The organism is Streptomyces sp. NPDC005931 (assembly GCF_042871235.1).
In the GTDB taxonomy this organism is placed as follows: Bacteria; Actinomycetota; Actinomycetes; order Streptomycetales; family Streptomycetaceae; genus Streptomyces.
This window is the reverse complement of record NZ_JBIAIG010000001.1, coordinates 637,704-657,589: the sequence shown is the minus strand read 5'-3', so window position 1 is coordinate 657,589 and position 19,886 is coordinate 637,704. Positions and strand designations below refer to the sequence as shown.

The window sequence follows — 19,886 nt, the reverse complement described above, 5'->3', positions numbered from 1 at the left end:
GTCATGCCCCCGGACCGCTGGCATCAGCACCACGTGACGTTCACCGACCGCACGACCGCCAAGCGAGCCATAACCGAACGCCTCGGTCCCGCACTGCTGGCGGCCGAGGAGGACGGGCAGCTCGTCGACTGGTGGTTCATGAACAAGCAGCCCTGGCCGCTGCGATACCGCGCAGCCAGGCCGTCCCCGTTGATCGAGACGCTGCTGAGCGACCTCGTCCGGGACGGCACGGCCCAGTCGTGGACCTCTGGCATCTACGAGCCGGAGACCACTGCCTTCGGCGGGACGAAGGCCATAGACGCTGCTCACGACTTGTTCCACATGGACAGTCGTCATCTGCTCACCTACCAGCCCGGACCCGGGCGGCTGGGACGCAGGGAGACGGCCGTCCTTCTGCTCAGCGCCCTGATGCGAGGCGCCAACCTGGACTGGTTCGAGCAGGGCGACGTGTGGGTGAAAGCCGCCGCGTTCCGACCGGCGACCGACCCCCTTGCCCCGGAGCGGGCCGCCGCCTTGGTCCCGGCGGTACAGAAGCTGATGACCGTCGACACGCGCAGCCTGTGCCGTCCGACCGGCCCGCTCGGCGAACAGACGGAGTGGGTTGCCGCCTTCGAGAGGACCGGAGCGACGCTTGCTCAGCTCGCCGCCGGCGGCGAGCTCACACGCGGCCTGCGAGCGGTCATCGCCCACCACGTGATCTTCCACGCCAACCGCGCAGGTCTCCCCTCGGGCGACCAAAGCGCCCTGTTCAACATCGCACGAAAGGCAGTCATGGGATCGAGTGACAACACCGCGTCGTCCAACGAGGGCACGCCCGAAACCACTAGCGTCAGGCCGGTGAATACCGACACGATGACCACTTCCGAGGCCGACGCGACGCAGCTCCGCAATGCCCTGGTCGACAAGATCCGCGAGTCCGGCTACGCCCGCACGCCCGCGGTCGAGACTGCCCTGCGCACCGTCCCGCGCCACCTGTTCGTGCCCGACGCCACGCTCGAAGACGCCTACGCCAACGTGCCGGTCAACATCAAATACGACAGTGACGGCACGTCGATCTCGTGCGCCTCCCAGCCCGGAGTCGTCGCGCTCATGCTGGACCAACTGGACGCCCAGCCCGGCGAACGCATCCTCGAACTCGGCGCGGGCACCGGCTACAACGCCGCCCTGCTCGCCCACCTCGTGGGAGAGAGCGGCCACGTCACGACCATCGACGTCGATGACGACTTGGTGGAAGGAGCCCGCGAGCACCTGGCCGCGGCCGGGTTCACCAACGTGGAGGCGCTGACCCGCGACGGAGCCCTCGGCCATGCCGAAGGAGCACCGTACGACCGGGTCATTGCCACGGTCGGCGCGCACGGCGTCCCGCACGCTTGGATGCAGCAACTTGCGCCTGGCGGGAGGCTCGTCGTTCCCCAGCGGCTCAAGGGCAGCGTGTCCCGCTCCATCGCCTACGAGCAGCGCGACGGCCGCTGGACCAGCGTCAGCAGCAAGATGAACACCTTCATGCCGCTGCGGCGCGGCATCGCCGACGACGACCGCCGCGTCATCCCGCTCAGCACGGACGGCTCCGTGCGGCTCCAGGCTCCCGCAGGGCAGCCCATCGACGCCGAGGCCCTGGCTGGCGTGCTGGAGCAGCCGCGCTGCGAGGAGTGGACGGGGATGATGGTCCGCGCGATGGAGTCGCCGGAGTGGATGGAGCTGTTTCTCTCCTGCTCGCTGCCCAGCGGGCTGATCCGGATGCTGTTCCCGAAGGACGCCAAGGGGACCCTTCTCACGGACGACCCCTACCCGTCGTCCACTGCGGCCGTGGAGAAGGGCGCCGTCACGTACCTCGCCCGCCGACTGTCGGACCAGAAGACCCCCGAAGGCGGCAAGCTCTGGGAGTTCGGCGTCATCGGACACGGCCCCGGCAGTGACGAGCTGACCGCGCGGGTCGCCGACATGATCCGCACCTGGGACCGCGAGTACCGCGACCGGGAGGCCACGTTCGAGATCCAGCCCCTGGACGCCCCGGCGATCGAGCAGAGCCCCGGCCTCTTCGCTCTCGAAACTCCGCTGAACCGCATCGTCGTCGACTGGCGGTGACGTCAGCTGGGATGTGACGGCGGCGGTGCCCGTTGCACGACCGACGGGCACCGCCGATTCTCTTCGCTCCAGCCCCTACCCGTCGTCCCAGGGGGGACACATGGACCCGCACGGCCCGATAGCAAAGCGTTTCCCTCTCGTCGCCAGGTTCCGGCCCGCCTGCCCGCCGCTGCCCGCTCGAGTGCGGGCCTTGGTGGAGCTGGCCGACAGAGCGGCAGAACAGAATGACCAGGGGCTGGCCTCCACCGTCTTCAACCAAGCTGCGCTTCTCGCATCCGACCTCGGTCTTCCCGACCTGGCCCGGTCGATGTGCCACCGACACGCCCACGCGTACCTTCACGCCTGTCCGCTGGCCGCCATGAGCGCCATCCGTGGGCTCGAACCCCTGGTCAACCTCGCCCGCTTGCAGATCCGCGCCGGCCAGACCGACGACGGGCGCCAGCGGCTTCTCGACCTGTACGAATCCGTCGGCACCGGTAGCCCTGCTGTCTTCGAAGGCATCACCGTGCCAGCCAACCTGGCCGCGTCCCCCGAGGACCGGAGGGAAGTCCACGCGTGGCTGTGGCGTGTGGTGCTCGCCGACGGCACACGCACGCTGACCACGACGGGCCGCTGGCGTGAAGCCTTGGCTCATATCGAGCAGCACCGGGGCGTGGGCACAAGAATGCTCGACGGGCGGCAAGTTGCCGTAGTAGCAGCCCTCACGGGAGGCGACAAGGAGCACGCGGCGGCGTTGCTCGCCGACACAACTCCCGGCGAGCCCTGGGAGCAGGCGGTCACCGGGTGCCTGACGGTGCTGTCTCGCTGCGATGCAGGTCACTGCCACGACGGCATCGCGGCCGAGCTGGTGGACACCTACCTCAGCCGTGAAGCCGAACCGGGCCTGACCGTCTTCGATACCCGGCTCGGCCTCACGGTCCTAGATGCGGTCGGGCCCGAGCACCCCGGAGCCAGGCGACTCGTTGAGGATCTGATGCGACGCATCATGGAAGCACGCAACGGGTACGCCGCCCGCGACGTCGTGTCGCATGCGCTGTTCCCTGGGCTCGCCACCGAACGCGAGGCACAGGCGTGCCGTGGCCTGATCCGGTCCTGCGGCCTGGGAGCAGGAGTTCTCCCAGATGAGCTGTCGGGCGACCTCTCATCAGCTCTCGATCGCAGCGAAGTAGTGCTCACCAGTTCCTCTGCCGCCACAGCGACGTCGAATGCGCCTACCCGGTGAGTCCCGCGTGTCCTCTGCCATCGGATCTTGACCGTTTGCCATCGGACTTTGGCAGATGCGAGTTCGTGTCGCCGCAAGCCGATTGCCCAGTCGGGACACCATCGATGGGGCGCGCGACCGTGGGCGCCATCAACGACAGTTGACGGATCGTATTTTTGAGTTGATGCTATCGCCATGGCGAACGTGTTCAGCGAGCGGGTGGCCCACCTCAACACCGAAGCGGGAAAGACCTACCAGGAGATGGCGGTCGATTGTGACCTCAAACCGTCTGTGACCTGGTGGAACAAGGCGCGGTGGAACGAGATCAAGATCCCGCCGGAGCCAGGTCTGTATCCGCGCATGGCTAAGGCGCTGGAGGTTCCGGAACGCAGGGTGGCGGAGATGGTCGCCGAGCAGTGGTGTGGGGTGAGGCCGGATGACACAGTCCCCGAGAGGCTGCGCCACCTGATGGCCGTGGCGCGAGGGGTCAAGAACGACGACGATCTGAAGCTCCTCGTCGACCTTGCGCATGCGCTCAGCATGAAGCACGGAGCAGAGAGTCTCGTGAAGTTGCTCGACCCGGACCCTGGGGAGGTGCTCAAGAAGAGGGAGGCGCAGGAGGCTGGCCGCCGCGTGGTGAAGATCAGGAGGACGGCCAGCGATTAGAGCCTCTGGCCTGCGGTGATCAAACTCCGATGGCACAATCTCGCGTCCGTCAAAGTTTGATGGTAAACGGTCAAGATCCAGTGGCACGGGACACCGCGCGTAGATTCCGGGCTGTCGGCGGGCGCGGCTACGCTCGAACACATGAGCGTGCCTACTGAAGGGCTGACTCTGGGGGCCGTCAGCGCGATCGTCGAGAAGAAGATCCTCACCAACAAGATCCGCATCTACCGGCCTGGCGAGCCGGTATTCAACCCGGACACGGGACAGTACGAACCTGGGCCGCCCGTCACCGTCTACGAAGGACCGGGCGCCATCTTTCCAACGGGCGGGCCGTCCGTCGTCCTGCACATCGCGGGTCAGGCGTACGTGGACGACACGCCCTCTCGGTACCGTCTCCTGACGCCGCTGTCGGCGCCGGTCGCCTCGCGCGAGGACACCGTCGCCGTCGTGGAAGCCGAAGACGAGTCAGCCATCGGCCGGACGTGGCGCGTGATCGACATCGGGGAGACCTCAACGCTGAGCATCGTCCGTACCACGTGGGTGGACCAGAACACCCAGACCACCGGAGCGTGAAGTGACGACAGCGATCGATCCGGAGGAAGTGCGGAAGGAGCTGGAGGCCAAGCTCCTGCTCGACACCGTGCGCGTCACCCGGCCCACCGGCACGCCGGCGCTCGACCCAGCAACCGGCCTCCTCGGCGAGGTACCCGCCGACCTGGTCTACGAGGGGCCTGGCGCGATGCTGTCCGGACACGGGCAGGTGACCGCTGAGGGCATCATCGGCAAGCAGTGGCTCGACGACACCGTGTCCTGGTACCGGCTGCTGACGCCGCTCGGGGCGCCGGTGCCCGCGCGGTACGACCGGGTCGAGGTCACGGTCGCGCACTCGGGCAGCGCGGCAACAGGCGGTCGGGTCTGGCAGGTCCTAGACCCGGCCGAAGCGTCGACCGTGGAGCTGGTGCGCGTGACGCGGCTGGACGAGATCACGCCGCCGTCGTGAGGCGAATCGGAGTGTCCGAGAACCGTCCTACGCTCGACGTATGGAGATGACGGACACTCCGGCCGCCGAGCTTCAGCAGGTCAGAATCACGGCGGACGGCAGCAAGGCTTCGATACAGATAGACGGAACCGACTACTCACGAGTCGTCTCCGGTTACACCATCCACCAACAGGCGGGCAAAGCCGCGGACTTGGTTCTCCAGTTCGCGCAGGGCAGGACGAGCCCTGACTTCGACGGCTATGCCAGGGTCGCGGTCGGCATCCCGTACGAGCCGGGACCGGCAGCCGCCCACTTCCTCTCGGCGATCGACCCAGGACTGCTGGAGAAGGCGGCCCTGGCTAGGCCGGACATGGACGGCGGCCCGCACGGCTTCACCAAGGCCGTACTGGCACAGCTCCAGCAGTGGGCGCGGGGAGAGTTCGACCAAGCCCAGGAGACGAGCTGATGGCATCCCCCCGGAATCCACACCCGAACGCGCATCAGTCGGCGGGGGCGTACAGCAACGCGCCGCAGATCGCCGCGCTGTTGAATGCCCGCGCGGCAGCCGCGCTCCCTGCGGTGGCCAGTGTCGTCCAGCACTACGCCATGCTCTTGGAGACGGCCATCAAGGCCAACGCGAGCGGCCGGCCGGGGCCGAACGCGCCGACGGGTGACTACCGGCGGTCGTGGACCCACGAGTTCAGCACCAGCGGCCTGAACGTAGAGGCGATCGTCGGCACCAACAAGCCGCAGAGCAGGCGCCTGGAGTACGGCTTCGTCGGGGCCGACAGCCTTGGGCGGATCTATAACCAGCCGCCTTACCCGCACGTGGGGCCAGCGGTCGAACAGATCCGTCCCGCCTTCCTGGCAGCGGTTGCAGCGGCGGTGGGCGACTAATGGCGGTTTCCGGGCGAGTGCTCAGTCTCGCCGTCCAAGCGATGCTCGCCAGCGCCACCGGCCGGTCCTGCGGGTACGGAACGGCGCCCACGTCCAGCAGCCTTCCCACGGGAGCGGCCACTCCCTACAGCGTGCTCTATCCGGTCGGGTCGACCAGCGATGGCCCACCCTTCGGAGACGCCAGCGCGGACGCCCGAATCGTCTATCAGGTCACGTCAGTTGCCACCACCGCCGAGCAGGCGGAGTGGATGGCCGACAAGGTCCGCGCGGGCATGCTGGCTCGAACAGTGCTCGGCTACACCTACCCGATCACGCCCGCAGGCTACGTGGTCATGTCCCGTGAGCTGGACAAAGAAGAAGGCGTGACTGTCGCCAGCGGCGTATACAGTTACGTTCAGCGGTTCGCAATCGAGGTCACCACCCTCGGCTGACCGCCGCACCTCACCGCGGAGGCCCATCGCGGACGCCCGACCACTTGGTACGGGCTGACTCCCAGCTTGATCTGTTGGGGACGGGCCTGCCGTATTCCGGGGCCGTCAGCGTCCCCGGAGAGTGAGAGTCGCGTGTCAACCACGCAGCAGCGTTTCATGCGCCGAGGCACCACCCTCTTCTACTTCCTGCAGAAGATCGCCTCCGACGACAACATCCCCACCCGCGCCGAACTCGGCCCCACCAACGCCACCAACCTGTCGGACACCATCTCCGACGTCGAAGGCTGGTCGCTGGAGAACACCCCGATCGACACCCCGGACATGGGGTCGACGTTCGCCACCACCATCCCCGGCGAGGACAAGGCGGACAACAGCTCGCTGACGTTCTACGAGGACAAGGTCAGCGATGAGATCGAGACCCTGCTGTCCAAGGGCGTCATCGGGTACATCGCCATCCTGCGCAAGGGTGACGTGCCGCAGTCCAAGTCGCTCGACGTGTTCCCCATCCGTGTCGGCAGCCGCAGCCCTTCCTACAGCACCGCGTCCGAACCGGCGAAGTTCAAGGTCACCTTCGGCATCACCGACGAGCCCACCCTCGACGCCGCCGTGCCGGCGAAGACCGTCTGAGCCGGGGCTGCCGCATGACCACCACAGCGATGTCCGAACCCCCGGCCGCCGCCGTCGCCCGCGATGCCCACTGGTCGGCGAAGATGGCGCGGCTCAAGGCGCGCAAGCTCCCCGAGCGCAGTCTGCGGCTGTGCGACGACGACGAGGCGAAGAAGAACGCCACCGATGCCGCCCTGGAGCTAGCCAAGGCGCGCACAGTCGCCCGCGGGCAGTCCATCGAGCAGGGCGTCTCGGAAGCCGACCGCGAGGAATGGACGGTCAGCCAGCCGGAAGTCGTCGCTGCGCAACTGCGACTGGACGCCGCCGAACAGGTCCTGGAGGACGCGACGGTCGTCCTGACCTTCCGAGCCCTTCCGCGTCCTGCCTGGGAACAGCTCCTGCGCGATCATCCCCCGACGGAGGCCCAGGCCGATCAGGGCATGGAGTACAACGTCGAGACCTATCCGGCAGCTCTCATCGCCGCCTGCCACATCGAGCGGGACGAGTCCGGTGACGAGGTTTCCGGAATGAGCGAGCAGGAAGCGCAGGAACTCCTTGACGCGTGGCCTGACTCCGAGGCTAAGGCGCTGTTCACCTGTGCGCTGCTGGTCAACCAGACGCTGAGGGCGGACCTGGGAAAAGGCTGACCTCCGACCCGGGCTTTCGCGCAGAGATGGAGGTCTGCGCCTTGTACGGCATCCCTCACTCGCAGTTCACCGGAGCGGGAGACGGGCGGTGGTCGGCGCTCGACCGTGCGAAGGCCATCGCTTACCTCGGCTTCTCGCGAACGGTGTGCGAGTCGTGCGGGACCAGGCCGGAGGAGTGGGACGAGCAAGCGGGTGGCGACCGCTTCGTGTACGTCACTGAGACACACCGGTGCGTCGGCTGCGAGCTGATCGCCATGGAGCAGGAACAGGTCCCGGAGGGTCCGGAGGGGCGTGGGGTGAAGGTCGGGCTTCGGCCCAGAAAGAAGGCTTAGCCAGTGGCTGGGGCCTACACCCTCTACGTCCAGGTCCAGGCCGGCGTGACCGGCCTGGTGGGAGGTCTGCGGACAGCGGCGGGCCAGGTCACCGCGTTCGGCGGCCAGGTCCGCCGCCTCGACGGCGACCTCAACGCGCTCGCGGCGCGATCGGACCGGACCCGCCGGGCGATGGCCACCGGGTTCACCGTGATGGGCGTCGCCCTCGGCGGCGCGTTCGTCATGGGCGTGCGTAGTGCCATCGAGCTTGAGAAGCACATGGCGAACGTCATGACGATCTCGAAGGAGATCAACAGCACCAACATCAGCCACTTCACGGACCAGATCGTCGAGCTGAGCACCCAGCTCCCACAGTCCGCCGACCAGCTTGCCGAGGGCCTGTACCAGGTCGTCTCGACCGGCTTCGACGGCGCCGACGCGATGACGATCCTCCGGGTGGCCGCCCGCGGTGCCGCCGCCGGCCTCACGACGACCGAGACGTCCGCCCGAGCCCTGCTCGGCGTCCTCAAGGCGTACGGGATGGACGCCTCACAGGCCAGCGACGTCATGGACGTCATGTTCCAGACCGTCAACTACGGCGTCGTGTCGTTCGACGAGCTGGCGCAGCAGCTCGGCGACGTCGTCCCGATGGCAGCCGCAGCGGGCGTGAAGTTCGAGGACATCAGCTCTGCGCTCGCAGCCGTCACGCTCTCGGGCATCCCGGCCGCCGAGGGCGTCACGGCGCTCAACATGCTGCTGACGCGCATGATGAAGCCCACCCAAGAGCTGTCCAACATGATCAAGGGCTTCGGCTACGAGTCGGCCGCCGCCGCACTCCAGCAGGATGGCCTGTACGTCGTCATGCAGAAAGTGCGCAACGCCACCGGCGGCAGCGCCGACCAGTTGGTTCCCCTGCTGCGCGACATCCGGGCGGTCCGCGCCGCCCTGGCCCTGTCGGCCGCCGACGGCGAGAACTACGCCGCGACCTACCAGGGCATCAGCCAGGAGGTCGAGCGGGCCGGAGCGACGCAGAAGGCGTACGCGATCCAGATGGACACCACGGCGGGCCAGTGGAGTCTGTTCCAGAACCAGGCCCAAGCCCTCGGCATCGACATGGCGCGCGTGCTGCTGCCCGCCCTGCAAGGGGTCGGGGAGTACCTGAACGTGCTGGCTGGGGCGATCAACGACCTGCCGGGTCCGGTGAAGTCGGTCATGGGCGTCGTGCTGGCGCTCTCGGCCGCGGCACTGCTCGCCAAGGCCGCCTTCCTGCGGTTCGGTGCCCAGCTCACCGTGTTTCGGACCGAACTCGCGGCGGCCCGCGCGGGAGGCTCCGCCCTCCCCGCCGTCCTCAGCGGAGCGGGCATCGCGGTGGCCGGCCTGACGGCGCTGATGACGATCGGTATCGGCGTATACGCCGCCTACTCCGCCAGCAAGCAGAAGGCCAAGGCCGCGACCGAGGAGCTGGTCGACGCCCTCCGCAAGGAGCGGGAGGAGGGCGAGCAGGGGGCCGGACTGCGGACCCTGACGGAACAGCTCACGAACAGCGACGACGTCAAGAAGCTGAAGGACGCCGGGATCGACGTCGCGACCGCCATCGACGCGATCACCTCCGGCGGCGCGAAGCTCAAGAAGCTCAAGGACGAGCTGGACTTGCAGAAGGCGTCGACCTGGAAGATCGGCTCGTATGCGCCGGAGCCGGAGTGGGACGCCGCCAAGAAGGTCTTGGACAAGCAGCACAAGATCTGGAGCAACGCGGTCAAGCAGGAGAGCCAGCTTGCCGCGAACATGGCGATCGTCAACAACAAGATCAAGAACAACCGGCGCGAGATGCTCGGGGCCTGGGACCTCACGCAGTCCCTGCCGACGGACAAGAACGGGGCGCCGCAGTTCACCGATCAGATGGAGGCGATGGCCAAGTCTCTCGGCTCGATCGTCGATCCGGCGAAGGCGTGGAAGGCCGCTCAGGACAAGGTGGCCGAGGCGAACCGCAAAGCGGGCCGGTCGGCCGACGCGTCGAAGGCATCCCTGTCGGACTACGTCGCGGAGCTGCGTAAGCAGCTCAAGGCGCAGCGCGAGTTCCAGAAGAACCTGGGCGAGCTGGCCGCCGCCGGTCGCCTCGACCTGGCGGACCACTTTTCCGACCTCGGCCCTGACTCCGCGCCGATCCTCGACGAGCTGGTCAAGCAGCTCAAGAAGGGCAAGGGTAAGGTCGCCGACGAGCTGGAATCGATCATCCAGGAGTCGTCCGCCCGCTCGACCCCCGCTTTCCGCGCTGGCCTGGAGCAGTTGCCCGCGATTTCGGCGAAGTACGGCAAGAAGGTAGCCGAAGCCTGGGCGGACGCGGCAGCCACCAACGACCCCAGCAAGCTCGCTCGCGTCATGCAGGACATGACTGTGGCCGACATGGAGAAGGCTGCGAAGAAGCTGCCCAAGGCAGCAGCCGCGCAGCTCGAACAGGGCATGGGGCTCCTGGCGGACGTATCGGCCAAGTTCGGCAAAGAGGCGTCCACTTCGCTGGCGCAGTCCTTCCTCAAGGGCGACATCGGGGAGATCCGCTCGCAGCTCAACGCCCTGTACGGCGCGGACCTGCCGATCAAGGCGCCCGACCTGACGGGGGTCGTAGGAGCGTTCAAGGCGGCCGGGGTCCAGTCGAACTCCGAGTGGTCCGGGATGCTCAGCCTCATCGTCGCCGTTGCGCAGCAGAAGGGCACGGCAGCAGCTTCGGCCCTGACCACCGCGCTCCTGTCGGGTGACATGGCGGCGGTGCAGACCCAGCTCGACGGCATCGGCGCGTCCGTGGGGCGCATCCCCGGGACCAAGACGATCACCGTCACCGTCAACAAGCCCGCCGCGGTGACCATCCCGTTCTTCGCCAAGGTCCAGCCCAGCTCGTGGGACAGGGACGGCAACGGCGTCCCCGACTCGATTCAGGCGCCGAAGAAGCAGGCGAACGGCGGTCTGATCGACTTCTACGCCGACGGCGGCGTGCGCTCCCGCCGCGAGGAGCACACGGCCCAGATCGCCCCGGCCGGCGCGTGGCGGATTTGGGCCGAGCCGGAGACACAGGGGGAGGCGTACATCCCGCTGGCCGGAGCCAAGCGGGCTCGATCCAAGCGGATCTTGGACGAGGTAGCCCGCCGCTTCGGGGGAGAGGTCAGCTACCACGCCGACGGGGGCCTGTCGGGCTTCACCTACCAGCCGCAGACGCTGTACTCCCTCTCCGGGATCGCCAGCGATTCGCAGGACAAGAAGGGGAACTTCAGCCTCGCCCTGTTCGCGAAGAAGCTGCACTCCTCGGTGGCGACGGCCAAGCGGTGGCGACACGACCTCGACACGGTTGCGCGCCGCGCCGGCCAGGACGTGGCCGACGCTCTGGCGGAGATGGGTGAGGAGGGAGTTTCGCTCACCCGCAAGATGGCGACCGGCAGCTCACGCTACGTCAAGTCGATGGCGAAGGACCTGCGGGAACTGGCCGAAGCCTCCAAGGCGAGCCTCGGCGAGTACACGGGGCAGCTACGCCAGGCGGTGAAAGACCAGACCGGCTTCGAGCAGAACTTGGCGAAGCTCGCCGCCAGCGGTTTCGGCGACCTCGCCAAGCGCCTGGCCGAGCAGGGGGACCAGGACGCGGCCGACCTCGCCGCCCAGGCCGTGAAGGACAAGAAGAAGGCGAAGGCGGCGAACGACGCCGCCCGAAGCGCCGACAAGACCGTCCCCAGCGACGATCTGCCGGACCTGGTCGCGATCATCAGCGCGGTTAAGAGCAAGACGACCGGCCTGCACGCGGTGGCCGACGCCACCGGGCTCGACGAGGACCACATCATCGAGATCGCCAACCTGGGCCTCTCCCGCCTCAAGAGCGCGCTGGGATCGAAGGGCGCCAAGTTCTTCTCCGACCTGAGCCGCGCGAACAAGGGCTTGTCGTACGCGAACGGCGGCATTCTCACGCCCGGTCTCTACGCCACCTCCGGCGGCCTGATCAAGTTCGCCGAACCGAGCACCGGCGGCGAGGCGTTCATCCCGCTCGGGGCCGCCAAGCGCAGCAGCGCCCTGTCCGTCCTGAACGACGTCGCCACGCGCTTCGGGATGCGTCTGGCCAGCGGCGCCGCCCCACCTGCCATGCGGCTCGTTGACGCCCGGCCGCCGACCGCCATCAAGGTCACCGTCGTCCAGCAGCAGCCGAAGGCCCTCGTGGAGAACATGCCGATCACCGTCCAAGCCCACGACAGCTCGCCGCAGGAGCTGTCCGGGGAGATCATGCGCCGTCTGCGGAACGCCCAGCGCGGGGGGCGGATCTGATGCTCCCCCTCAGCGAATGGCAGATCGACTTCGGCGGGGTCCTCATCGGCCACAAGACGGCCGTGTCCATCTCCGACGTCGAAGGACTCGGGGCTGCCGAGCTGCGCACACAGGACGTGCTGAACCCCGCCGACGACGGCGCGTTTCCCGGAGTCGATCTCTACGCGCCGCGCACGGTGCGAATCGAAGCGGGAATCCGGACCGCGGGCGATCCGGCCGCTGCCCTGGACAAGCTCGCCGAGATAGAGGCTGTCGCCGCGAACGCGGCGATCCGTCGCACCGCGGGCGCGCTCGCACAGCTACGACTGCGCTGGCCCGGACGCGGCACCAGGGTCCTCTTCGGCCGCATCCGACGCGCCGAAGCGGTCTCCACCGCGCAGGCCATCCACGGCTGGATACCCCTGGACCTGGAGTTCACCGCCCTCGACCCTCGTCTGCACGATGACGAGATATCCAGCGTCACTCTGCCCCTCGACATCTCCAACAGCTCCGAGGGCTTCACGGCACCGCTCGTCGCCCCCATCACCACCGGCATCGCCACCCCGGAGACCAGGCCGGGCTGGGTGATCAACGACGGCAACACCGGCGCGTGGCCGACCATCCGGATCACCGGGCCGGTGGCCAACCCCCGCCTCCTGCACGTCGACTCCGGGCGCGTCCTGGACCTCGACATCACTCTCGGGGTCGGCGAGCGCATCGACATCGAGACCCGGCCCGGCACGCGGTGGGTCCTGCGCAACGGCAGCGGGAACGCCGCCTCGGCGCTGTCCGGCGCATCACGCCTGGACCTCTTCCAGATCCCGCCGGGCCGCAGCGAGATCCGCTGGACGGCCGCCGATTACACCAACACCACCCGCCTGACCGTCTCGTGGCGGTCGGCGTGGACCGCCCTGTAAGAAGGAGGACCCTGCTGTGACGCTCGTCCAGCCGCCCATGCTCACCCACGGCGGCACTCACCCCGCCCGCGCCTTCCGGATGATGGTCAGGGACCTCGCCCGCGGCAACCAGGGCGTGACCGAGGCCAACGACCTCAAGGTCCGGCAGCTCTCCACGCCCGGCTCCGGCGTACGAGTGGGGGACGGTTCCTCCGTCATACGCGGTGCTTCATGGGGGCAGGGCTCGTACACGCAGTACAACGTCGGCGATGCCATCGTGCCGGTAGCGCCGACCGGCGCCTCCGGCCGATCCGACCTGCTGGTCCAGCGCATCGAGGACCCCGAGTACGAGGGAAACCGCGACCCGGCCAAGGACGACATCGGTTACTTCCAGGTGATCCCCAACGTGTCGGCGACCGCCACGGCGGTGCCGGCGGGGATGACGGCCATTCCCCTGGCCCGCCTCGACATCCCGTCGAACACCGCGACCATCACGGACGTGATGATCAAGGACCTGCGAAAGATCGCCAACCCGCGGCGGGAACGCCGCCTCTACACGTCCTTCCCGGGAAGCCTGTCCACCCTCGTCTACCAGGACAACAAGTGGCACACGTGGCCCGCCGCCGCGCGCTGGAGCATCCCGGTGCCGGACTGGGCCGTGAACCTCAAGGCCGTCACGACCTTCGCGGGCCTGCGCATGTCCGACGCGGATGTCTTCGCTTCGATGCAGCAGGTCATCGGCACCGTGCAGGGCCAGAACACGGTCATCGACGACGACCAGGGCAAGAACGTCCGGCGGTCCACCATCGTCCTGGCCGACAACATCGGCATCACGGCGGCCATGCGCGGCACCAACCAGACGCTGTACGTGCAGACCTACATGTCCAAGAGCGAGACCGGCAACCTCGGTGTGGACGGCTCCACCTCGATCGTCTGCGACGTGGAGTTCAACGAGGGCGTCATCTGACGATGTCGTACCGCTACCTGACCACGCACGCCCTCACCGGTGACACCCTCGCATGGGATCTTCCGCTGACCGGCGTCGAGTTCGGCCCGGAACTGTGCGGGCCGGGCAACTTCACCGGTGTCATCGAGCCGCGGTTGGCCCACCTCACCCCTGCGCAGGTCGACCCGGGCACCACGCTGATCTTCGCCGAGCGCGACCGCACCCTGCTGTGGGGCGGCATCATCTGGCGCGCGGAGCCCGAGGGCCAGAAGCTCCGGATCGAGGCCAGCGGATTCGGCTCGTACCTCACCAAGCGGACCGACCTCCACGGGAACCTCGACGGGCGCGGGCCGTGGGTGAACGCCGACCCCTGCCGCGTGATCCGCGACGCCTGGGCGTACTGCCAGGCCCAGCCGGATGGGAACCTCCGTGTCGCGATCGACGGGACGACGTCCAACGCCAAGGTCGGCACTCCTGCCGAGCCCTACTCCACGTCCTGGTGGGAGGCGCCGACGCTCAACACGGTCGTGGACGACATGGTGGCCGTGGCCGGCGGACCCGAGTGGACCGAGAGCGTCGCTTGGTCGGGTGACACGCCGACGCAGCGCATCCGGATCGGATGGCCCCGCCTGGGCACGCGGCGGCAGGACATCAGCTTCACGTCGGGCATCAACGTCACCTCCACCGTTCCCGTGGAGTACGACGCCGACAGCTACGCCCAGGTCGTCATCGGCCTCGGCGCAGGCGAAGGCCGCTCCCGGCGCCGCGTCGTGGACGCAGCCCGCAACGGGCGCCTGCGCCTGGAGCAGGTCCTCGAAGTTCCTACCGAGAAGGCCAACGACCGGCTCGCCGCCCGCACCCGCACCGAGCGCGTCAACCGGTCGGTCATCGGCGAGGTCACCGAGGTAGTGCTCCGCGACCACCCGGCGGCTCGCATCGGAGCCTTCCAGATCGGCGACGACGTACGCGTACGCCTGAACGACGAGTGGACCCAGTACGACGGCTGGTCACGCATCACCGGCTGGACCCTCAAGCCACCGGCCGACGACGAGCCGGAGCAGGTCACAGTCCAACTGGCGCGGGCGGACCGCTACACCTACGGAGCCTGAGCATGACCAACCAGATCGCCAGCCTCGCCGCCCGCCTAGCCGCCGTCGAACGGCGCCTCGAAAGCACCAGCCGCACGGCCCAGCTCGCGTACTCGTCCATTGAGGACGGCGCGATCAACGTCTTCGACGACGACGGGTCCCTGCGCGCGGTCATAGGCCAGCAACCGGATGGCACCACCGGAGTCAACGTCGTCAACGGCCCGACGCCTCCGACCCCGAGCCAGCCCACCGTCACAGCGATACCGGGAGGCGTGGCCGCTGCCTGGGAGGGAACCTTCGCCGACGCCGTCGCCGCGCCGCTGGACTTCGCCCGCGTCGAGGTGCACGCGGCCGGCCTCGACAACTTCACACCCGGCGCCGCCACCCTGCGCGGCACACTCGAATCCCCGCGCGGCGGCACGCTGACCATCCCCGCCGAGCAGGCGCTGTACGTCCGCCTGCTGACGCGCAGTTCTTCGGGCGTCGCGTCGCCCCCGTCAGTCCAGAGCGGCCCGGTCACCCCGGGGCCGGTCGTCGCCCAAGAGGTCCTGGACGGCATCGTTGGCGAGACCGCGCTCGCCGAGGGCGCCGTGTCCCGCGCCAAGCTGCAAATCGGTGCAGTCGGTCACAACCAGCTCGCCATCGGCACAGGCAACCTGATGCCAGACCCGTCGTTTGAGGGCGAGTTCACCGAACAGCTCGTCGCCGCGAACAGCCAGTGGGCGCTTGTCGGCGGCAACGGCTCGCCGAAGGCCCTGCGGGTCAACGGCACCAGCGCCACGGCCGCTTCGCCCAGTCTGCGCATCACCGAGTTGCCCGTGTCTCCCGGCAACCGCTTCTTCCTCGCCTTCGACTACCGGGTCTCCGCCGACTGGGCGGGGAACTCCGTCCGGTTCTACTTGCGTTGGGAGGACGCCGCAGGCGCGGTGCTTGGCTACGGCACCGCCATCGCGACGCCCACCCCCGGCGCCGTATGGGCGCGCGTGAGTCAGCAGGTGCAAGCCCCGGCCGGGACCGTAACCGCCACCGTCTGGCTGCAAGACTTCCAGGCCACCGCCGGCACGGCCGACTTCGACAATGCCGAGATCCGAACCGTCATCGGCGCGGGCATGGTCCTGGCCGAGTCCATCGGGACGCTGGAACTGGCCGCACAGTCCGTTACCGCCGAGAAGGTCGTCGCCAAGACCCTTACCGCCCGCGAGGTCAAGGCGCTGTCCCTCACCGGCGACGAGATCGCCACCAACACGCTGACCGCCCGCAACATCGCCGCGGGCTCGCTCTCAGCGTCTCGGCTGGCGATCGGCACCAACGGCAACCTGGTCGGAGACCCCTCCTACGAGACCGGCGTCGTCGCGGCTGGTCTGGCCGGTCAGGACCCGGCGGTCTTCGCCGTCGAAGACGGGGGCAACAACTCCGCCAAGCGGCTGCGCATCACCTCGGCTGCTGGGGCGTACCGCTGGGTCCAGCACGCCACGTCCCCGGTCCTGCCCGGAGACCGCTACTGGATCGCCGCCGACTACAAGACCACTGCGGACTTCACCGGGGCCAGCGTGAAGCTGTTCCTCGGCTTCTACGACGAGGCCGGTACGCGCCTCGGCTCGGACGGAATTGTCGTCACTGCCCCGGTCACCGACGGCACGTGGCAGCGCATCTCCAAGGTCGTCACCGTCCTGGCCAACTCCACCCAGGCCAACATGCGGATCGGGGTCGACGGCACCGGCAGCACGACCACCGCCGGCAGCGCCTACTTCGACAACCTCGAATGCCGGGCCGTTCTCTCCACCCCGGGGAGCGGCGCCCGCGCCGAGCTCTCTCCGGAGGGACTGCGCCTGTACGACGAGTCCGGGGGAGAGGCCGTCTCGCTGACCACCGGTACACCGAACTATGTGACGCTGACGAACGATGGCACTGCGGTTGCCACCATCGACCAGGACGGCAATACCGGTGTTGCGGACCTGGCCGTAGCTGGCACTCTCACCATCGGCGGCGACCCGTTCGAGACGTACTTGGCCAGCTTCGCCCGCGGTCTCGTGGCCGTCGATTATCAGGCAAGCTCCGTCACGGCGGGGAGCACTGAATATGGATTTGTTGAGCTGTCCTTTGACGCCGATGCCAGCCGTATGTATCGCATAGTCCTGGACTGCTACGCCGATCCGTCCGCAGCCGGCGGCGAACTCGTTGTGACCCTTCGGGACGGCGGCGCGCAGACCCCGTCGATCTCTTCGCCTCAGATTCAGTCCGTGACCTACCCCATGCCCACGGCCGGGTACCAGCGCATTCACTTGGAGACCATCCGTTCCGGCGCAGCGTTCAAGACGGGCCTGCACCGCCTGCTGACGACCTTCCGCTGCCAGAGCGGCCCTAGCGGTCAGACCGTGCGCCTCTTCGGCGGCACCACCTACCAGGGCGTGATGTACGTCGAGGATGTGGGGCCGTACGTCCCCGAGACCGGCGTATACAACGTTGGCGGAGGAACGACGACTCCGCCGAAGAAGACCTACACCAAGACCTACGCGGCCTCCTGGTCCGGCAGCTATGCGAATCGCGGCGCCTACAACTCGTACTACGGAAATCAGTGCCTCCAGGGCTATTACAGCTCGACCAATGGAATGCAGGCGAGTTTGATCGGATTCCCCGCATCGCTCGGAACCGACCTGTCTGGTGCCACCATTCAGAAAGCAGAGGTCTATCTCTACTTCGATCACTGGTATTACAACAGCGGCGGGAAGGCCGTCATCAAGGCCCACAAGTTCACATCGCGGCCGTCGACGTTCAGCTCCGACAGTGAGTCGCAGACGATCAGTTGGGGAAAGAACGTCGGAAAATGGGTCGACATCACTGCGGTGTTCGATAGCACTAGTTGGCGTGGAATTGCGCTGGACCCGAACAACTCCGACCTCAACTACTACGGGCGCGCTCAGGGAGTCGGGCAGACCTACCCTCCTCAGCTACGCGTGACCTACACGAAGTAGGGGGTTGCGCCTTCGAGATCTGGTGGCGTCCCGTGCGGCCGTATGATCAAGGCGTGGCGCGGGGCCACCGATCGCCGAAGGAGCACGCGGTGAGCACCCCGCCGCCGGGCGCGGAACCCACACTGTGGGAACTGCACCGCGCCGTCGTTCAGTTGCGCGAGGACCAGCGCGACGATCTCGCACAGCTCCGCGACGATCTGCGCAGCGACATCGCTGCTCTGGCGAACCGTCTCAACCAGGTGGTCACCGTGGACGTGTACCGCGCCGACCAGCGCAACCTCGCTCTGCGTATCGACTCTCTCGAACGCGAGCTGGAGACCGTGAAGAACGAGCGGGACCAGGACCGCGAGCAGGCGAGCACCAACCGCCGTCTGATCATCTTCGCGTTCATCGCGCCGGTGCTCCTCACGGTGCTGCAACTGCTGCTCGCCGCCCGCGGCAGCCCGTAGCGCAACGAACGACACCCCTCAAGATCGCTCATGGCGCGGGGGAGAAGCAGGACGCGCCTCATGCCCGATCTCTGGTTGCCCGGAGCCGAGCGGCACCCGCTCAGTGACACGGCACCCACCGACACCAAGTACGCCCCGCGCGTGATCTGGCACATCACCTGGGACAAGAACGGCACGGCGGCCAAGCCCGCCGACCTCGTTCCCTTCGACCAGCTCGTCCGGTACTTCACGGGCGGGGGCAGCGGGGCCGCTCCGCACCTCTTGTGGGACCCGTTCACCGGGCGTACCGCCCAGTTCTACCCGGCCAACAGCCGTTCGAAGTCGGTCGTCGACGCCGCCGGCGGCACGCGGACGAACCGCACGGGGAAGGTGTGCCTCCAGGTCGAGACGCTGTTCTTCCCCTACTGCCGGGTGGGCGGGAAGACGTATGCGACCGTGCGGGACACCCCGGCCAAGGGTCTCGACAAGATCCTGACCTGGGCCAGGAGCTGGGGAGTCCCCGACGTCTGGCCGATGGGCACGCCCACCTGGAACGCGAACCGCAGCGAGCACACGTGGGAGACGAAGGGCGGGCACTACGGCCATGGCCAGGTGCCCGAGAACCAGCACACCGACCCGGGCCCGATGCCGAACTGGCCCACCGGGGCGAGCCCGGCTCCCAAGCCGGGACCGCCGCCGTTCCCCGGCCGTAGCGCCTTCGGCCCCGGCAAGTCGAACGCCTCGATCCTCCTCCTGGGCCAGCAGCTCGTCCGGCGCGGTTTCGGCAAGCACTACCGCGTTGGCCCCTCCCGGGACTGGGGCGAAGCCGACCGTCAGAACGTCGCCGACTTCCAGCGAGCCCAGGGATGGAGCGGCTCCGACGCTGACGGCTACCCCGGTCCCGAGACCTGGCGTCGCTTGTTCACCTGATCCCATCACCCGAGCAAGGAGAGCACTTCCATGAACTTCTACGCCTCGCTGCTGCGTACCGGAGTCCCGGCCGCGGTCGGCTGGCTCGTCGCGGTGGCCCTGCGACATGGCCTCGACCTGGACGCCACCGCCGTTACCGGTGTCCTCACGCCTGTCGCGACCTTCGTCTACTACGGCGTCTTCCGATTCGCGGAGGAGCACCTGTCGCCCCGCTTCGGCTGGCTGCTCGGCTACGCCCGGCCGCCGAAGTACGAGAGCGCAACGGTCACACTCCCGGGCACCTGACTCATGATGTGATGAGTTGAGCGACCCGCATGTCACAAGGGAGAAGGCCCTGCCTCGAGGCAGGGCCTTCTCCCTTGTGACAACGCTCAACCTGCAAGAGTGCGGGTCGTCTTCTCCCGGGACGTCACCGCAGCGCGCTGGGGACGCCAGGTGAATATCTCGACGGAGTTGCTCGACGCGCTCGCTCGAACGCTGTGCGTGGGGGAGGCCGAGTGCGCACGAATAACGGCCCCAATAGGTAAC

At 68.0% G+C, this 19,886-nt stretch carries 18 protein-coding genes; all 18 read left to right on the top strand.

From position 1 onward, the window contains the following. Positions 1-3 precede the first annotated feature (3 nt). The 18 genes from fxlM (at position 4) to ACFYOV_RS02915 (ending at position 19,643) form a co-directional block, all read left to right on the top strand. Positions 4-2,085, top strand: a complete 2,082-nt coding sequence (fxlM, locus tag ACFYOV_RS03000; RefSeq protein WP_389082032.1) for a methyltransferase, FxLD system — start codon at positions 4-6, stop codon at positions 2,083-2,085. Positions 2,086-2,185: 100 nt separating this feature from the next. Next, positions 2,186-3,307, top strand: a complete 1,122-nt coding sequence (locus ACFYOV_RS02995; protein ID WP_389082030.1) for a hypothetical protein — start codon at positions 2,186-2,188, stop codon at positions 3,305-3,307. 174 nt (positions 3,308-3,481) lie between these two features. Next, entirely contained in the window at positions 3,482-3,952 is a 471-nt protein-coding gene (locus ACFYOV_RS02990; RefSeq protein WP_386306596.1) for a hypothetical protein, read from the top strand. Between the two features lie 141 nt (positions 3,953-4,093). Then, entirely contained in the window at positions 4,094-4,525 is a 432-nt protein-coding gene (locus ACFYOV_RS02985; protein ID WP_128803070.1) for a DUF6093 family protein, read from the top strand. A gap of 1 nt (position 4,526) precedes the next feature. Continuing rightward, a complete protein-coding gene (locus ACFYOV_RS02980) occupies positions 4,527-4,952 on the top strand; it encodes a DUF6093 family protein (protein WP_147245119.1) in 426 nt (141 codons plus the stop codon). Positions 4,953-4,992: 40 nt separating this feature from the next. Beyond that, entirely contained in the window at positions 4,993-5,397 is a 405-nt protein-coding gene (locus ACFYOV_RS02975) for a hypothetical protein (protein WP_389082026.1), read from the top strand. Beyond that, the gene (locus ACFYOV_RS02970) at positions 5,397-5,828 is read left to right on the top strand and encodes an HK97 gp10 family phage protein (protein ID WP_389082023.1); all 432 of its coding nucleotides are present in this window, start codon (positions 5,397-5,399) and stop codon (positions 5,826-5,828) included. Before ACFYOV_RS02975 ends, ACFYOV_RS02970 begins: the two co-directional genes overlap by 1 nt. Before the next feature lie 131 nt (positions 5,829-5,959). Continuing rightward, on the top strand, positions 5,960-6,259 hold the full coding sequence (locus ACFYOV_RS02965; RefSeq protein WP_386306602.1) for a hypothetical protein: 300 nt from the start codon (positions 5,960-5,962) through the stop codon (positions 6,257-6,259). Between the two features lie 132 nt (positions 6,260-6,391). Further along, positions 6,392-6,886 (top strand): hypothetical protein, encoded by a 495-nt coding sequence (locus ACFYOV_RS02960; protein WP_389082021.1) that lies wholly within the window; start codon positions 6,392-6,394, stop codon positions 6,884-6,886. Between the two features lie 14 nt (positions 6,887-6,900). Then, positions 6,901-7,512: a hypothetical protein gene (locus ACFYOV_RS02955; protein WP_389082019.1), complete on the top strand. Its 612-nt coding sequence runs from the start codon at positions 6,901-6,903 to the stop codon at positions 7,510-7,512. 335 nt (positions 7,513-7,847) lie between these two features. Further along, complete coding sequence (locus ACFYOV_RS02950; RefSeq protein WP_389082017.1) at positions 7,848-12,119, top strand: phage tail tape measure protein; 4,272 nt, start codon at positions 7,848-7,850, stop codon at positions 12,117-12,119. Continuing rightward, a complete protein-coding gene (locus ACFYOV_RS02945) occupies positions 12,119-13,015 on the top strand; it encodes a phage distal tail protein (protein ID WP_389082014.1) in 897 nt (298 codons plus the stop codon). The genes ACFYOV_RS02950 and ACFYOV_RS02945 overlap by 1 nt, the downstream gene beginning before the upstream one ends. Positions 13,016-13,031: 16 nt before the next feature. Continuing rightward, the gene (locus ACFYOV_RS02940; protein WP_389082011.1) at positions 13,032-13,961 is read left to right on the top strand and encodes a hypothetical protein; all 930 of its coding nucleotides are present in this window, start codon (positions 13,032-13,034) and stop codon (positions 13,959-13,961) included. 2 nt (positions 13,962-13,963) lie between these two features. Next, positions 13,964-15,049, top strand: a complete 1,086-nt coding sequence (locus ACFYOV_RS02935) for a hypothetical protein (RefSeq protein WP_389082008.1) — start codon at positions 13,964-13,966, stop codon at positions 15,047-15,049. Positions 15,050-15,051: 2 nt separating this feature from the next. After that, the gene (locus ACFYOV_RS02930; RefSeq protein WP_389082006.1) at positions 15,052-18,000 is read left to right on the top strand and encodes a hypothetical protein; all 2,949 of its coding nucleotides are present in this window, start codon (positions 15,052-15,054) and stop codon (positions 17,998-18,000) included. 89 nt (positions 18,001-18,089) lie between these two features. Then, positions 18,090-18,449, top strand: a complete 360-nt coding sequence (locus ACFYOV_RS02925; RefSeq protein WP_389082004.1) for a hypothetical protein — start codon at positions 18,090-18,092, stop codon at positions 18,447-18,449. A gap of 60 nt (positions 18,450-18,509) precedes the next feature. After that, positions 18,510-19,358, top strand: coding sequence for a peptidoglycan-binding protein (locus tag ACFYOV_RS02920; protein WP_389082001.1), 849 nt, complete (start codon positions 18,510-18,512; stop codon positions 19,356-19,358). A gap of 30 nt (positions 19,359-19,388) precedes the next feature. Further along, the gene (locus tag ACFYOV_RS02915; RefSeq protein ID WP_389081999.1) at positions 19,389-19,643 is read left to right on the top strand and encodes a hypothetical protein; all 255 of its coding nucleotides are present in this window, start codon (positions 19,389-19,391) and stop codon (positions 19,641-19,643) included. The last annotated feature ends 243 nt before the right edge of the window (positions 19,644-19,886 follow it).

Bases quoted from the DNA above. Each gene is read 5' to 3' on its own strand.
- fxlM (WP_389082032.1), top strand. From the start codon at position 4: ATGCCCCCGGACCGCTGGCATCAGCACCACGTGACGTTCACCGACCGC.
- ACFYOV_RS02995 (WP_389082030.1), top strand. From the start codon at position 2,186: ATGGACCCGCACGGCCCGATAGCAAAGCGTTTCCCTCTCGTCGCCAGG.
- ACFYOV_RS02990 (WP_386306596.1), top strand. From the start codon at position 3,482: ATGGCGAACGTGTTCAGCGAGCGGGTGGCCCACCTCAACACCGAAGCG.
- ACFYOV_RS02985 (WP_128803070.1), top strand. From the start codon at position 4,094: ATGAGCGTGCCTACTGAAGGGCTGACTCTGGGGGCCGTCAGCGCGATC.
- ACFYOV_RS02975 (WP_389082026.1), top strand. From the start codon at position 4,993: ATGGAGATGACGGACACTCCGGCCGCCGAGCTTCAGCAGGTCAGAATC.
- ACFYOV_RS02970 (WP_389082023.1), top strand. From the start codon at position 5,397: ATGGCATCCCCCCGGAATCCACACCCGAACGCGCATCAGTCGGCGGGG.
- ACFYOV_RS02955 (WP_389082019.1), top strand. From the start codon at position 6,901: ATGACCACCACAGCGATGTCCGAACCCCCGGCCGCCGCCGTCGCCCGC.
- ACFYOV_RS02945 (WP_389082014.1), top strand. From the start codon at position 12,119: ATGCTCCCCCTCAGCGAATGGCAGATCGACTTCGGCGGGGTCCTCATC.
- ACFYOV_RS02935 (WP_389082008.1), top strand. From the start codon at position 13,964: ATGTCGTACCGCTACCTGACCACGCACGCCCTCACCGGTGACACCCTC.
- ACFYOV_RS02930 (WP_389082006.1), top strand. From the start codon at position 15,052: ATGACCAACCAGATCGCCAGCCTCGCCGCCCGCCTAGCCGCCGTCGAA.
- ACFYOV_RS02920 (WP_389082001.1), top strand. From the start codon at position 18,510: ATGCCCGATCTCTGGTTGCCCGGAGCCGAGCGGCACCCGCTCAGTGAC.
- ACFYOV_RS02915 (WP_389081999.1), top strand. From the start codon at position 19,389: ATGAACTTCTACGCCTCGCTGCTGCGTACCGGAGTCCCGGCCGCGGTC.